Raw genomic sequence first — 13,769 nt, forward strand, 5'->3', positions numbered from 1 at the left:
GGCAAGGGCCTATAGCTCAGACGGTTAGAGCGCTTCCCTGATAAGGAAGAGGCCACAGGTTCAAGTCCTGTTAGGCCCACCTGCAAGAACGGCACCGATTGGATTCCAATCGGTGCCGTTCTGTTTGCCGTTACGCCAACGGTTTACGCCAACGGCCTCTGGGTGCCGCGATGTGACGGAAGAACAGGCGCCGAGCTGATCCCCTCCCGGAGCGCGTTGCCCAGCTTTGCGGCAGCGGCCCGCTGTGTGGCAGTCGTCACATGGGTGTAGACCTCCAGGGTGGTCTGAATGCGGGCGTGCCGGAGGATCTTCTGAGCGTCACTCGGATGCACCCCAAGATGGGCGAGCAGACTGCCAGTGGTGTGCCGGGTGTCCTTCAGCGGAACCCGCCGGACGCCCGACCGCAGCACCCGCCGCTCGAACGTGTCTGAGAACCCGTCAGGGTCCACCATGCCGCCGGTCTCGGTGGAGAAGATCAGATCCAGCTCCGTCCAGTCGATACCGGCCTTGACCTTCTCCCTCTGCTGGAGCACCTTCCGCTCCCCCAAGGCATCCAGGCAGAACCGGGGCAACGGCACAGCACCCTCCGACGCCTTCGTCTTGAGATCCACGTGCACCAGCCCCACGCCCGTTCGCCGGCGCACCTGCTTCCGGGGGTGGATCGTCCCCGTAGACAGGTCAACGTCGATCCACCGCAGGCCCAGAAGCTCACCCCGGCGGAAACCGAGCGTCAGGGCGAAGACGAACGCGGCATACAGGCGGTGCGGGCGGGCCGAGCGCAGGAACGCCAGTGCCTCCTGCGCAGTCCAGGGGATGACCTCCTTGCTGTCCGCCTTCGGCATGTCCACCAGCTTGGCGACGTTCCGCAGCAGCAGCTCATCCTTCATCGCCTGTGCCAGTGCGGCCCGCAGGGTCTTCATCACCTCCTGCCGGGTCGCGCCCCCGACCTTGTCCCGCTCCAGCTTGCTGAAGAAAGCGCGCACACCCTGCACTCCGAGCCGGGTCAAGGCGGGCTTGCCTAGCCCCGGCTTGAGGTAGAGCCGCACCATCGTCTCGTGCTTGTCGTAGGTGCCAAAGCCCCGGTTCGGCTTGACGATGTGCTCCAACCAGTAGTCCAACCACTGGCCCGTCTTCCACGTCTTCGCGGGCGTCGGTACGCCCTTGTCCTCCAGCTCCTTGGCCTTGGCCAGCTTCTCGGCTGCCTCGGCGTGGGTCTTCCCGTACCGGGAGATGCGCTTTCGTTCGCCGTCGGTCGTGGTGACGTACACCCGGGCCTCGTACGTGCCGTCCTTCCGCCGCGAGATGCTGCCGGCGCCGTTGGGGTTTCGCTTAGTCACTGAGGGGTGCTCCTGGGCTGGGTGCGGATGTAAGTTGCCAGGTCGTCCGGGTCGATCCGGCGGGCGCGGCCGATGGTGAAGCTCGGCAGGGCACCCGAGCGGAGCAGGTCGAACACCGTGCTCCGGCCGAGCCGAAGCGCGGCCATGACCTCCTGCACGGTGAGGGCTACGGGCGTGGCGGTGGTCATGCTCGGTTTCCTTCCGTGGTGCGGGGCGCGTGGTGTCCTAGGCGGAGATTTCTGCGTCACAGCGGCACGACCGTCACAAAGTGGGTCTGACCTGCGGTTCTGGCGTGACGCGCCGCCCGGGGGGCATTGGGGGTGCGTCACGCGGGTGCGGCACGGTGACGCAGCCACCGTGACGCGGGTGACGCGGGATGACGCAGGGCTTTCCGTCTGCGTCACGCCTTTCTGCGCAGGTCAGGGGCCGTTTACTGGTGGCCGTGACGTGCGTGACGCAGCGGTTCCTACTTAGGAAAGAGGGAAGGGCTGCGGTAGTTCGGCGAACCGTCAGGGCGAAGAGCGGAGCCGCTGCGCGGCACGACCCCCGGCCGGCTCCGCCGAACAGCAAGAGGAGCACGCGGGGCGGGCGAGCCCGGTGCTCCTCTTGCTGTTGCGGTGACCCCAGGTCAGAGCAGCGGCGGTTGCTCCGACGGCGAGACCGGGACGGGGCGGGCCATCTCCAGATACCGGCCGTCGCGGGTGCGGCCGGAGTCGATCAGCAACCCCCGGGCGGCCAGGGTGGGCTGCAAGCGCTTGAGCCGGTCGGACAACACCTTGCCGGTGGTCGGCCACCCCTTCGGCAGCGGCTTGAACTCCTCCCCCGTGTACAGCTTGCCGAGCAGGTGCAGCCACTGCGTGGACGTCATCCGCTGCGCGTCACCCGGGGCGATCGTGTCGGCGTGCCGAAGGACGGTCTGCGCGAGCAGGTCGCCTTCGATCACGTCGTCGTTGAGGTCGTCCAGGCTGGCCCGGTAGGCCGGCAAGGAGCCCCAGCCGGTGGCCTTGTCGAGCTGCGCGCACAGGTGCGCGAAGTCCGCCATCCGCAGGTCGGTCGGGGTCTCCGCCACGGCCGCCCGCACCTTCACCGTGAGGTCCAGCAGGGAGCCGAGCACGACGGGCAGCACCTCGGCGTACTCGGCCCACAGCTCCGCTTCGGTCCTGCGCACCTTCGGCCGCTCCAGCCGCAGCGGCAGCAGGCGCTCCGCCAGGTCAGGGCGGATCACGCCGACGTCGATCCCGGTCAGCAGCAGCGGCCGGCGATAGCTGGCCCGCACCACGTCCCCGTCTGTGAACAGGGCCCGCTTCACCGACTCGGCGCCGGTGACGATGCAGCACATCGCATCGGAGAGATCCGGGGTCATGTGGGAGAGGTTGTCCAGGGCGGTGACCCACCCGGCCGCGACGGCGGCGATCAAGTTCTCTTCGTCCTTCGGGGCCCGGCGCAGGTCCCCGCTCATGCCCTCCACGATCCGCACCAGCATCCGCCCGCCGGTGGACTTGCCCGCGCCCTGCGGTCCGGTCAGAAACGGCGCCGGGACGGGGACAGACGGCCCCAGGCAGCCGATCAGCCACGCGATCGCCAGGCTCTCGGTGGTGGCGTTGGCGAAGTTGCACAGCCGCATCAGCAGGTCGATCCCCTTGCCGTCCGTGTCCTTCACCGGCACCGGCAGCTCGCCGGTGAGCTGGGTGCGCCGCCAGCACACCTCACGCGGGTCCGGCACCGTCAGGTCCCACCCGGTGGGGTGGATGCGCACCGACAGGCCGTCGGTGCGGCCCAGGTCCAGCCACGTGGCGCCGTCGAACCCGGGGGCCACCCGGATGTGGACAGCCTGCACGTCCTCCGACAGGGCGAGCGCTTCGATCAAGTCCAACGCCTCCTTGAGCGACGACCCGTTGAAGACACCCAAGCCGTCGCGGTACAGGCCCACCATCAACTCCTGGCGGTGGCTGCCGGTGGTGCCCTGCGAGCGGATCGGCCGGGCAACGGGGTGGCCGATCTTCTGGGCGTAGACGGTGCCGTCGGCGGTGCGGAAGTACCGGAAGTGGGACTGCGCGTACTCGGCGATGACCTCCCGCGCCGGGGTCTTCTCCTCCTCGGCCACGGCTACATCCCCAGCCTGTTGAGGGCGTTGGCCCACGCGTCCGAGCAGTGCCGCGGGGACTCGCCCTTAGCCTGCGCGGCGGCGAACAGCCGGGCCGTGTGCACGGTGGTGAGGCAGCCGCACCGGCCATGGGTGGAGAGGACCGCCAGGAACGCGGCGAACACGGTGGCGTGCACCCCGGCGGCGGCCGAGCTGATGCGCTGCTCGGCCATGGCGATGCCGCGCTCCAGGAACCTGGGGCTGCGGTGCGGGCACGCCCCGCCCCCGGCCGGCACCGTCACGGTCACCGGCCGGGCCAGTTCGGGCTCGCGCACCACCAGGGCCCGGACGACGTCCGGCAGCTCGGTCGGGGTGCCGGTGCCGGGGCCGATCCAACGGGCGTAGGACATGGCCGACTTGATGTCCACACCGGCCCGCACCGCGTTGGCGGACGGCATGGTGCCCTGGTAGATCCAGTGCTCGCCTCGGGTGGTGGGCACGGTCCGGGTGGCCGGCAGCGTCTCGCGGGCCCAGGTGATGGCGTCGGCGTTGTCCAGGTCCAACACGGTCAGGCCGGCGCCGCCCGGGTGGTAGGCCACCCCAGCGGCGCCCCGCCACGCGGCAGCCCACTCGCGGGAGTTGAGGACGTCGGGGTCGGCGGTGGCGGCGGCCCACCCGTGGCAGGGGTGCGGGCAGGTGCAGGGGCCGGGGGTCTTCATGTTCGGCCGGCCGCCGCACGCGCTGTACAGGCAGGCGGGGCAGTTTCCGGCCGGGAGCTTCCCGGCCCGCAGCGGCAGCACCGGGGTACCGCCGGCCGCGAGGGTGAGCGCGGTGGTGAGGTGCTCTCCCCGGATCGGGGTCTGATGGGTCATGCTGGTGTCTCCAGTTCTCTTCGGTTCTGGATTGGCGGCGGCCCCGGTTCTTGCCGGAAGGGGGCCGCCGTTCTCATTCCTCGCGGTCGGTGTCGCGCCGGTCGGTCAGAAGTCGCCGAGCTGGTGGGTGGCGTAGCCGGGGCACTCCCAGCCGGGGCAGTCGCAGCCCTGGCACTCGGTGCACAGGTCGCTGCCGCACTCCTCGCACGTCTCGTGTCCGGGGCAGTAGTCGGCGCACTCGTCGCAGTAGTCCATGCGGGTTCCCGTCAGGTGAGGTTGGTGACCATCTGGGCGATGCCGGCAACCGCGTCGCGGATGGGCCCGGCGGCGCCGGTGCTGGCGGTGGAGAAGCCGAGCAGGAACACCGGCAACGCGGTCATCACAGTGAGGCGCTTGGTCCGCAGGAGGATCGCGGTCAAGATCAGGAACAGGGCGAGGGTGGAGACGGTGAGGGCCACGGGTGGGCCGTCCTTCCGGGTGTCAGGGCGAGGTGTCAGCCGGGGTGTCAGAGGGGGTGTCAGGGGGTGTCAGACACCCCCTGACACCCCCGTTTGCCTAGGGGAATGGGTGTCAGGGGGTGTCAGGTGTCAGCGGTGTCAGACGCCGGCCATGGCGGGGACGATCCGGTAGCGGCCCTTCTGCGCGGACGGGGCCAGACGGCCGTCCTCGATCATGCGGCGGAACTCCCCGCTGACCCACGGGCGGGAGCGGCCGAAGCGGGCGGCCTGGTCCATGACGTCCTTGGGGCCGATCACCATCACGCCGTCGCGCTCGAAACCGTCCACGATGGCGTCCATCGCGGCCCGCGCCTCCTCCGGGGCGAACTCCGGCGCGGGCTGACCGAACGTCATCCCGGCCAACGCGGCCGGGACCGGGGGAAGTTCGGCCTGCGGATCGATCCCGGCATCCTCCGGGTCCACCCGGCCGGTCGCCTCGTCGTCGTCCTCGTCGTGCTGGTCGCCGGTCACGTAGACGCTCTCCTCGCCCGAACCGGCGGACGGGCTGCCGGAGTTGCGGTTGGTGTAGGCGTTGCCGACCGCAGCGACGGCGGCCCCGGCGGTGACCGGGTCCACGCGAGCACCGTTGCGCTGGGACCAGGCGGCGAGCTGCTCCATCACCCGGGCGGCGGCACCGGTGAACCGGAATGTCCGGCCGGGCGAGCTGTGCCGGGCCTCCTCGACGCCAGGGGTGACCAGGTAGCAGTAGCCGGGGCGGCGGTTGGCCCAGGCGCCGGGGTGGGCGCCGGCGTCCAGCACCGTGGCCGGCAGGGCCATGCTCTCGTCGCGGGCGTCCAGGCCGAACACCAGCGCCGAGGGCAGCGAGGCGCGGGTGCTGGTGCTCAGCTGGTCGTGGCTGGGCCGCTGAAGGCTGATCACCAGCGCGATCCCGGCGGCGCGGGCGAGCTGGGCGACCTCGGTGAACCCGTCGTCGCCCATGAACCGGATCGTGGCGGCTGCCTCCTCGAACCAGGAGACGAGGTAGGGCAGGCCAGGGCAGCCGCACGGCCGGCCGTCGGTGCGGCAGGAGTGACCCGGCTCGGTCTGCTGCAGCGCGGCGTCCGGCACCCACTGCCGGTAGCCGTGCTCACCCAGCCACTTCGTGCGGGCCGGGATGGCGGCCTGCACGGCGGTGACCATCGTCTCGGTCGGGGCGCCACCTTCGACGGCCCAGTCGATCGCGGGCAGCAGCGGCCGGAAGTCCTGAAACGACTTCGGGTCGGACAGCCACACGATCACGTCCCGGCGGCTGACGATCTCCGCGAGCACGTTCAGCGCGCCGTCGCCCTTACCGGAGCCGGTCATCCCGCACACCAGCAGGTGCGTGCCGTTGCGGCCGGCCGCCGGATCGCCCGGCAACCAGAGCCGGAGCGGGGTGCCGTCGTCGTAGCGGCCGATCACCAGCGGATCGGCGATGGACGCGCCCACGGCGGTGGGCATCGTCCACTCGACCACCTCGGACAGCATGTCCTGCGGCACGATCACCAGCTCCCCGCGCCGGGCGGAGCCCGGGTCGGGCAGGTAGCGCACGGCGGTCGGGGCGACGTCCAGCGCGCTGGCGATGTTGCCCAGCGAGCGCGTGACGTCGTCGTTGGTCAACTCACCTGCGGGGAGGGTGAGTTGGGCGGTGACGCGGTTGGGCTCCACGACGACGCCCCGGATCTGGGCTCCGGCGAGCTTCACCTTGTCCAGCAGCGAGCCGTCCGAGTCGGCGGCGGCCGGGGCGTGGTCGGGGTTGCGGCGCATCACCTGCCGAAAGTTCCAGGACAGGGCCAGCACCGACCCGCCCAGCCAGAACGCGCCGAAGGTGAAGCTCGACCAGCCGGCCAGCGCGACACCGGTGAACCACGACGTGCCGGCCGCCACGGTGACGGCGGAGTGGATGCGGCGCTGGGCACCGGTGGACTTCGCCGCCCACCACGTGGCGCCGGTCAGGGCGACGGAGCCGAGGGTGAGGCCCACGCCGTAGCCGGCGGAGTCGTGCGCGGGCAGGTAGGCGAGCGACCCCGCCACGCCCGTGGCGCCCGCCAGCAGCCACGGCGGGGTGTAGGGCTTGGCCCGGTGCGCGACCCATCCGGCGACGCCCTTGGCGCTGCTGGAGCCTTCCAGGCTCTCGCTGTGACGGGCCTCGATGTCGGTGCTGGTGGTCTTCCTGCCGGCCATGCCGGTGCCTCCCTCTGAGGTCAGAACTGGAACGGGCGCCGGGCCTTCGGGGCCTGACGGGGGGTGAGGACGTCGGCGTACTCCCGCTGGAACGCCGCGTAGGTGGCGGCGGCGAGCTTCGCCGCATCAGCCAGCGCGTCGGCGGCCTTGGACACCTTCTTGGCCACGCGGCGGGCACGGAGCTTGGCATCGAACGGCGCCGCGCCGGGGGCGTTGGGGGCCTGCTCCAGCGCGGCCTTGAGGATCTCCGCGCCGACCTCGACCTCGATCGCGGCGTACGCGGTGAAGGCGCGCAGGGCCTCGCAGTACTCGCGGATGTCGGCGGTGGAGTAGAACGCGGGCTCCGGCAGGGCGAGCGGGCCGCCCCGGGCCGCCCCGGTGCCGGGGTTGGCGGCGGCGCCGTACTTCGTGCCGCCGCCGCTCTTGCTGACGTTGATGTTGATGCCGGGGGCGAAGGTGGCTCCGCCGCCGAAGCTGTTGCGCTGGTTGCTGGTGTTGCTCGCGCCGCTGGCCGGCGGGGTGCTGGTGGTCATCGCGGTGCCTCCCCAAGCGGGGCCGGGACTGTCCCGGCTCCCCGCCCCCGCCCAGCCCCCGGACGTCGGGGGGTGGGCGGGGACAGGCAACCGTCAGCTCCGCATGTCGCGGATGATCCACCGGATGACCAGCGCCGACACCGCCAGCGCGAGGGCGGCCATGCCGACGGCGAGCAGCGCCGCCGTGGTGGCCAGCAGCAGCGGGATCAGCACCGCCGCCGCACCGGCGCCGGCGGCGGCGTACCCGCCGTACCGGGCGGCCACCGCCGAGGGCTGCGGCACCGCCGGCAGCGGCGCGGGCGGGTACGCGGACTGCGGTTGCTGGTGCTGGAGCTGGGCCGCGACCAGCGCGGCGAGGCGCTCCAGCTCCGGCTCCGGGTCCTCCCCGGGCGGCGGCGCGGAGGCGAGGTGACGGGACATCAGCACGCCACCGCCTCACGCTGCACGACGGGCTTGGCCAGGTCGCGGTGGGACATCCGGGTGTTGTACCCGATCGCGAACAGGTGCTCGGCCACGGCTCCGGCGAACGTGGGGGCGCGGTGTCGGCCGCCCGCACAGCCGACCGCGATCCGCACCGGCGCGTCCACCGGCCCGGCGTGGAAGGCGAGCACCGCCCGGACGGTGGCCGCGACCAGGGCGGCGATGCCGGGGGTGGACAGCACCGCCTCCCGCACCTCCTCATCGAAGGCGTTCATCTCCCGCAGCGCCGGGTTCACGTGCGGGTCGCGGAAGTGCCGGCGCAGGTCCAGGGTGAGGTGGGCGCCCTCGGGCGGGGCGCCGTGCAGGTAGCCGAAGCTGACGATCTCGATCACGGTCAGGCTCACAGTGGTGCTCCTTTCGGGCTGGTCAGAGGGTGTTCGACTCGATGGTGAGGAAGACCACGGCGGCGTGGTCCGGGGCACCGGCCTGTCGGCGGGCGTGGGCGAGGATGGTCTCCGTCGCCTGCTGGCGGGTGACGCCCGGGTGCAGGGTCATCACACCGTCGCGGGTGGCGGTGGACACCTGCCGGGTGGTGGCCCACTGGAGCGTCACGAGGTAGTACAGGCTCACGGCGAATCTCCTTCAGGCGGAGGCGATGAGGGCGGCCACGGCCTCAACGCCGTGGTGGAAGGCCTGGTCAAGCTGGTAGCTGCCGTTCATGCCGCAGGTGGTGAGGCGGTAGTGATCGCCCTTCCCGACCGCGTCGGCGAGGCGGCGCAGGGGCTCGCGTCGGTCGGCGACGTAGTGCGTGCCGGCCGAGAGGGCGAGCGCGGCCACCACCGGCAGCGGGCGGAGCCGGATGCCGAGCACCCGCGAGCCGGCCAGCAGCGCGGCGGCCTGCGTGGCGGTGTAGGTGGCGACGTGCGCGGCGCAGGCCCGGCGGCCGGCCGCCGAGGGCGTGCCGAGGTGGTTGTGCTGGCCCTTGGTGGTGGCCTGGTGGTGGGTCTGTACCCAGTGGTCGGCCACGTCGGCGGCCGAGCGGAGCAGGGCGTAAGCGGCGGCGAAGCGGGCAGCGCGGGGGGACATGGAGTCTCCAAGTCGGTTGCCGTGCAGTGAGGTTGGGGGTTCATGGGCCGATGTCGGCGGGGTTCGCGCACGGCACGCAGGTGCCGAGGTGGCGCGGCAGGACGTACCCGGCATCGCGTCGGCAGGTTGGGCAGGTGCGGCGGGCCCGGTTCGCTGCGGTCAGCGCCGCCCAGCGGCTAGGGGTCATCTCCCGTACAGGCTGGGCGAGTTCGGGCCGGTAGAGGTGGGCCTCGGCCGTACCGCCGAAGCGGCTCCGCCACCGGATGACGGCCGCAACAGGCTGGCCGCCGGGGCTAAGGCCCCGGGCGCGGAGCTGGCGGCGGGTGCACAGGCCGTCCGGCGCGCACTTCCACCGGTGGACCGGCAGCACCCCGTCCCCGGACGGAGCGTCCGGGGACGGGCGTCGGCGGGTCACCGGACGTCGGCGCCGGCGGCGAGCGCCAGCAGGACGGGCGAAGCACCGTCAGCGGTACGGGTCTCCTTGTACCGGGCGGCGATCCACCCGGCCGACCAGCCGGTCAGCTCCACCGCCCGCCGCTGCGGAATCTGCGCCGCGACGGCCACCCGGACGATCTCCCTCGCCCGCTCCTCCGACACCTGCGAGGTGACCGGATCGGCGTTCAGCAGCTCCTCGCGGACGCGCTCCAAGGTCACGTGCTCACGCTCGCTCACCTCGCGCTCACGGTGCTCACGCTCGCTCACGGCGCGCTCACGACGCTCACGCTCGGCCCGCTCCTCCGCCTCCCGCCGCCGCACCGCCTCACGCTCGGCAGCCACCCGGCGGGCAGCCTCCTCACGCTCACGCTCACGCAGCTCAAGATCATGCTCACGCTGCTCACGCAGCATCCGGGCCTCGTGCTCACGTGCCTCCCGGCGCTCACGCTCGGCCGCCTCGAACCGCTCCAGCCGCTCGGCCCGCTCCCGCTGCCGACGCTCCTCCTGGCCGCGTTCGCGCTCGGCCCGCTCAGCGCGCTCACCCTCTGCTCGCGCCGCCAGTGCGGCGCCAATCGCCCGCCGGTACGCCAGGGACGTTTCGGCGGTGACGATCAGCAGCAGCGGCGCCACCGCGTGCACCGCCACCCCCACCAAGTCCCCGTCCAGCGCGGACTTACCCACGTTGAGCAGCAGCGTCATCGCGCCGGTCAGCCACCGCAGCACAGCCGGCCACCGCCCGCCATCCCCGTCCAGGCGGGCCAGCACCGCGTCCAGCCGGACCACGATCACCACCGCCGCATCCACCACCAGCGGCAGGATCGGCGCCGTCCACCCCCACCCCTCGGGGGTGTGCTCACGCATCAGCGGCGTCACCGTGAGCACGCTGAACAGCACCGCACCGAACGTGATCGTCCACGTCCCGGCGCTCAGCGCCCGCTCGGCCGAGCGGATCTGATCCGCCGTCACCGGAACCCTCACGACGACCACCCGCCCGACTCCGGCGAGCAGGCCGTGAGCGCGCCGTGAGCGGCCGTGAGCGCGATGAGCGCCGCCCGGTCCCGCTCCCGCAGCACCGCCAGCTTCTCCAACCACCGCCCGGTCGCGGCGGCGTTCTCCTCGGCCGCCGCAAGCACCCGCCGCAGCCCCTCGTCCACCTGCACCGTCGCGCCGCTCACGCCGCCGCCCCGAACTCCGCCACCGACCGCCGCCGACGGCGCACCACCGGGACCGGGACCGGCGCCGTGCTCAGCAGCCGCTCCGCGTAGGCGGCCAGCTCGAAGTCCTCACGGCGCAGGTCCTCCAGCACCGCCAGCGCCACATCCAGCCGCACCGCCCGCTCCGCGCTGCTCTCGCCCAGCCGGCCGGTGAACAGGGTCTCGTCCACACCGATCGCCAGCTCCGCGAACTCCTCGCCGTCGATGGCGTGTTGACCTGCGATGATGTTCCTCATGGGTCTACCTCTCCTAGATGGGGTCACCCAAGAGACCGCTGCGCTGTCCTTGGCCGGGTGCGCGGCGGTCTCGTCTGCTCGGGCCTAATTCAGCAGCCAGCAGCGTTGAGTGCTGCTGGCTGCGCGTGGACGGGGAGGGAGTTGCACCCTCACCCCCGCAGGGGCCCGCTACGGGCCGTCCGCTCTGGTCTGCCTCCGCCTCGCCCCCATCACCTCCTGTCGTGGGGCTCTCGGCGGGACCTATTCAGTTCTCAAGGAACAGCGCTTCCTTCGGGGGGCTGTCACCCCACCCCTCCAGGCGTATTTGCACAGCTCAGAGCAGCCCTAGGAAGGGCCTTCGGTTCGCCCGCCTCACCATGCGAGACATGTTGAACATGTCTCTTACGATGACGTGGAGCCGACGCGGCGTCAAGTCCTTCGGCGTTTTGACCGGTGAGCCCCGGCCGCGTAGATCTAGGTTCGCTTGTCAGGCCGTGTCGAGATACGGCGGCACTGGACGGCTCCGCGCCAGCTTCGCTACGGTCAAGTCGTCCCGCATCGTCCAAGCGCCACAAGTTCGTCCAGGGGAGGGCGAGATGGCCAACGAACGACTCCGAGGCGCCATCCTGGCCAGTGGTTTGACGGTCGAACAGGTCGCTGTGCGACTCGGCGTCAGCGCGCGCACGGTGGAGCGCTGGGTTGAGGCAAAGGGTGAGCGCCGGCCGTATCGGCGGTTCCAGTACGCGCTGGCGAACCTTCTGAAGGTCGACCTGTCAGAGCTGTGGCCCGACGAACGAACCAGCGTTGCGGCCACTGAGGCGGGACGGGCTGAGCTTGTCACCGTGTACCCGCACCGCGCTGTAGTGCCCAAAGATCTCTGGACTTCGCTGTACGCGAAGGCAACGACCCAGTTCGACCTGGTCGTCTACTCGGGTTTCTGGCTTTCCGAGGACCCCGTGTTCTTCCGGCTGGTTCGAGAGAAGGCGCAGGCCGGTGTGCCGGTCAGGTTGATGCTTGGTGATCCAGAGTCGGCGTGTGTTGCCCAGCGCGGGGAGGACGAGGGGATCGGCGCCGCGATGGCGGGCAAGATCCGGAACGCGCTGGCGAACTACGCGCCGCTGTTCGGTCTGCCCGGGGTCGAGTTCCGCTTGCACGCGACCACGCTCTACAACTCCCTGTACCGCGCTGACGACGACATGCTGGTCAATGGCCATGTCTACGGCGTTGGGGCCTACCTCGCTCCTGTGCTTCACCTGTCCCAGGTGCCGGGTGGCGAGTTGTTCAGCACCTACGCGGCGAGCATTGAGCGCATCTGGGAGAGCGCCCGGACGATCAAGTCGCCCGTTCTTGAGAGGGAAGCAGCATGAGCCGCATTGACTACTTCCACGACCCGGCAGCGCCCCCAGCGAACTCGGTCGTTCCGTCCGTGACAGCGGTCGTCACCGACGACTCTGGACGGCTTCTGTTGATCCACAAGACTGACAACGGCCTCTGGGCACTGCCGGGTGGTGGCCACGACATCGGGGAGTCGGTGGCCCAGGCCGTGGTCCGGGAGGTGCTGGAGGAGACAGGCGTCAACGTGGAGGTGGTGGCGGTGACCGGGTTGTACACCGACCCGGCGCACGTCATGGCCTACGACGATGGCGAGGTCCGCCAACAGTTCTCGATCTGCTTCCGGGCCCGGCCTGTCGGCGGGGCGCTGCGGACCAGCGAGGAGTCGAAAGAGGTTCGCTGGGTAGCCCCGGTGGACCTCCCCGGACTGGATATCCATCCGTCGATGCGTCTCCGGATCGAGCATGGACTCGATCCGGAGCGGACCAGCACGTTCATCGGTTAGGCGCTCGTCCTGGTCTGAGACAGGCGGCCCTCTACCCGCAGGGCAGCCGCTTCGATCTCTGGCTCGGCTCGCCGAATGAACCGTCCGACGATGCTGTCCGGCCCGTAGCGGCCCACGATCTCAGCGATTCGCGCCGGCGTCGTGGTCGGGGTCCCGTCCGGAGTGGTGGTCATGTCGCAGTAGATCAGCGCATCCACAAGGCCCGGCTCCTCAAGGGGAAACTCGGAGGCGAGTTCCTGGAGCAGGCCGCGTTCCTCGGCCTCCAGCAGCGCGCAGGAGTGATGTGCCACCAGCCTGACGATGCGCTCGTCCACCTGTTCGCGGCGGAGGAACCGTGCTCCGTCCAGGGGGTGGAAGCCTGTGTCAGCGAGCTGTGGCGAGTAGCCGACATCGTGAAGCACTGCGGCCGACTCCAGCAGCTCTGCGTCCGGGCCGAGGATCAGCGAGAGCTCACGAGCGCGGCCAGCCACTCCCTTGGAGTGGGACCAGCGGCGCGGGAGGTCGTCAGCAAGCAGGGATTCAGCAAGGTCGTAGGCCCACACAGTGAGATCCATTCTGGTCAGACTGGCTGGTCAGACATGTTGGGGTGGAAGGGTCCGCACGAATCGGCCCTTCCCGTGGCGTGCTTCGAGCACGCCCGCACCCTCCAGCTGTGCGAGCGCTCGGCGAACGGTGTGGCGAGATGCCCCAGTTTGTTCGCTGAGCTTCTTCTCGGAGGGGAACGGGTCACCGGCCTTGAGGTCTTCGAACAGGGCGGTGAGCTGGTCTAGCAGCGGGGGCGTCTTGACTGCACCGACCACGGTCCACCCGACTCCGGGACGGGAGACGATCAAGCCTTCGGCTGCGAGCTGGTCGAGAGCGCGCTTGATAGTGGTCCTCGCCACACCGTGCTCCGCCATGAGGTCCGCCTCGGAGGGCAGGGCAGTCACCTCGGAGTCACCAGTGATCTTGACTCGCAGTGCATCGGCGATGCGGAGGTAGGTGCCGCGCGGGCTCCGCTCGGGCACTGGCCACTCCTTCCACAAGGGCACGTACTTCCGGATGTGCAAGTACCGAACCAGAATGGACGATGCACCC

General features: G+C 71.0%; 20 protein-coding genes and 1 tRNA gene. 3 read left to right on the forward strand and 18 right to left on the reverse strand.

Translation table 11 applies throughout. The annotated features are described in order from the left end of the window. Positions 1 to 5: 5 nt before the first annotated feature. Positions 6 to 79, forward strand: a tRNA-Ile gene (locus tag ACIRBX_RS06525). A 64-nt stretch (positions 80 to 143) separates the two neighbouring features. On the opposite strand, the gene ACIRBX_RS06530 is transcribed toward ACIRBX_RS06525, so the two are convergent. The 16 genes from ACIRBX_RS06530 to ACIRBX_RS06605 form a co-directional block, all read right to left on the reverse strand. Next, entirely contained in the window at positions 144 to 1,337 is a 1,194-nt protein-coding gene (locus ACIRBX_RS06530) for a tyrosine-type recombinase/integrase (RefSeq protein ID WP_402294086.1), read from the reverse strand. Continuing rightward, positions 1,334 to 1,525, reverse strand: a complete 192-nt coding sequence (locus tag ACIRBX_RS06535) for a helix-turn-helix domain-containing protein (protein WP_402294087.1) — start codon at positions 1,523 to 1,525, stop codon at positions 1,334 to 1,336. Before ACIRBX_RS06535 ends, ACIRBX_RS06530 begins: the two co-directional genes overlap by 4 nt. A 440-nt stretch (positions 1,526 to 1,965) precedes the next feature. After that, a complete protein-coding gene (locus ACIRBX_RS06540) occupies positions 1,966 to 3,441 on the reverse strand; it encodes an ATP-binding protein (protein ID WP_402294088.1) in 1,476 nt (491 codons plus the stop codon). 2 nt (positions 3,442 to 3,443) lie between these two features. Next, complete coding sequence (locus ACIRBX_RS06545) at positions 3,444 to 4,292, reverse strand: bifunctional DNA primase/polymerase (RefSeq protein WP_402294089.1); 849 nt, start codon at positions 4,290 to 4,292, stop codon at positions 3,444 to 3,446. A gap of 105 nt (positions 4,293 to 4,397) precedes the next feature. Continuing rightward, complete coding sequence (locus ACIRBX_RS06550) at positions 4,398 to 4,547, reverse strand: hypothetical protein (RefSeq protein ID WP_402294090.1); 150 nt, start codon at positions 4,545 to 4,547, stop codon at positions 4,398 to 4,400. A gap of 11 nt (positions 4,548 to 4,558) precedes the next feature. After that, complete coding sequence (locus ACIRBX_RS06555) at positions 4,559 to 4,750, reverse strand: hypothetical protein (RefSeq protein ID WP_402294091.1); 192 nt, start codon at positions 4,748 to 4,750, stop codon at positions 4,559 to 4,561. 138 nt (positions 4,751 to 4,888) lie between these two features. Next, positions 4,889 to 6,952: a plasmid transfer protein TraB gene (gene traB / locus ACIRBX_RS06560; protein ID WP_402294092.1), complete on the reverse strand. Its 2,064-nt coding sequence runs from the start codon at positions 6,950 to 6,952 to the stop codon at positions 4,889 to 4,891. A gap of 20 nt (positions 6,953 to 6,972) precedes the next feature. Next, positions 6,973 to 7,485, reverse strand: coding sequence for a plasmid transfer protein TraA (gene traA / locus ACIRBX_RS06565; RefSeq protein WP_402294093.1), 513 nt, complete (start codon positions 7,483 to 7,485; stop codon positions 6,973 to 6,975). Between the two features lie 93 nt (positions 7,486 to 7,578). Further along, positions 7,579 to 7,905 carry a hypothetical protein gene (locus ACIRBX_RS06570; protein ID WP_402294094.1) on the reverse strand — a complete coding sequence of 109 codons (327 nt, stop codon included), beginning with the start codon at positions 7,903 to 7,905 and terminating at the stop codon, positions 7,579 to 7,581. Beyond that, on the reverse strand, positions 7,905 to 8,303 hold the full coding sequence (locus ACIRBX_RS06575; protein ID WP_402295254.1) for an ATPase: 399 nt from the start codon (positions 8,301 to 8,303) through the stop codon (positions 7,905 to 7,907). The genes ACIRBX_RS06570 and ACIRBX_RS06575 overlap by 1 nt, the downstream gene beginning before the upstream one ends. Before the next feature lie 28 nt (positions 8,304 to 8,331). Continuing rightward, a complete protein-coding gene (locus ACIRBX_RS06580) occupies positions 8,332 to 8,535 on the reverse strand; it encodes a hypothetical protein (protein ID WP_402294095.1) in 204 nt (67 codons plus the stop codon). A 12-nt stretch (positions 8,536 to 8,547) separates the two neighbouring features. Further along, a complete protein-coding gene (locus ACIRBX_RS06585; protein ID WP_402294096.1) occupies positions 8,548 to 8,991 on the reverse strand; it encodes a hypothetical protein in 444 nt (147 codons plus the stop codon). A 40-nt stretch (positions 8,992 to 9,031) separates the two neighbouring features. After that, positions 9,032 to 9,406, reverse strand: coding sequence for an RRQRL motif-containing zinc-binding protein (locus ACIRBX_RS06590; protein WP_402294097.1), 375 nt, complete (start codon positions 9,404 to 9,406; stop codon positions 9,032 to 9,034). Next, complete coding sequence (locus ACIRBX_RS06595) at positions 9,403 to 10,392, reverse strand: DUF2637 domain-containing protein (RefSeq protein WP_402294098.1); 990 nt, start codon at positions 10,390 to 10,392, stop codon at positions 9,403 to 9,405. The genes ACIRBX_RS06590 and ACIRBX_RS06595 overlap by 4 nt, the downstream gene beginning before the upstream one ends. Positions 10,393 to 10,400: 8 nt before the next feature. Continuing rightward, complete coding sequence (locus ACIRBX_RS06600) at positions 10,401 to 10,601, reverse strand: hypothetical protein (RefSeq protein WP_402294099.1); 201 nt, start codon at positions 10,599 to 10,601, stop codon at positions 10,401 to 10,403. Next, complete coding sequence (locus tag ACIRBX_RS06605) at positions 10,598 to 10,876, reverse strand: hypothetical protein (protein ID WP_402294100.1); 279 nt, start codon at positions 10,874 to 10,876, stop codon at positions 10,598 to 10,600. Before ACIRBX_RS06605 ends, ACIRBX_RS06600 begins: the two co-directional genes overlap by 4 nt. Before the next feature lie 575 nt (positions 10,877 to 11,451). On the opposite strand from ACIRBX_RS06605, the gene ACIRBX_RS06610 reads away from it, so the two are divergent. Together ACIRBX_RS06610 and ACIRBX_RS06615 are read left to right on the forward strand one after the other, a co-directional pair. Continuing rightward, positions 11,452 to 12,222, forward strand: a complete 771-nt coding sequence (locus ACIRBX_RS06610; protein ID WP_402294101.1) for a helix-turn-helix domain-containing protein — start codon at positions 11,452 to 11,454, stop codon at positions 12,220 to 12,222. Continuing rightward, entirely contained in the window at positions 12,219 to 12,692 is a 474-nt protein-coding gene (locus tag ACIRBX_RS06615) for an NUDIX domain-containing protein (RefSeq protein WP_402294102.1), read from the forward strand. The genes ACIRBX_RS06610 and ACIRBX_RS06615 overlap by 4 nt, the downstream gene beginning before the upstream one ends. Here the strand turns inward: ACIRBX_RS06615 and ACIRBX_RS06620 are convergent. After that, a complete protein-coding gene (locus tag ACIRBX_RS06620; RefSeq protein WP_402294103.1) occupies positions 12,689 to 13,246 on the reverse strand; it encodes an HD domain-containing protein in 558 nt (185 codons plus the stop codon). The two genes, ACIRBX_RS06615 and ACIRBX_RS06620, sit on opposite strands and share 4 nt — an antisense overlap. A gap of 18 nt (positions 13,247 to 13,264) precedes the next feature. Then, complete coding sequence (locus tag ACIRBX_RS06625) at positions 13,265 to 13,699, reverse strand: GntR family transcriptional regulator (RefSeq protein ID WP_402294104.1); 435 nt, start codon at positions 13,697 to 13,699, stop codon at positions 13,265 to 13,267. Positions 13,700 to 13,769: the final 70 nt, after the last annotated feature.

The sequence above is a fragment of the Kitasatospora sp. NPDC096147 genome (genome assembly GCF_044763225.1).
Classification (GTDB): domain Bacteria; phylum Actinomycetota; class Actinomycetes; order Streptomycetales; family Streptomycetaceae; genus Kitasatospora.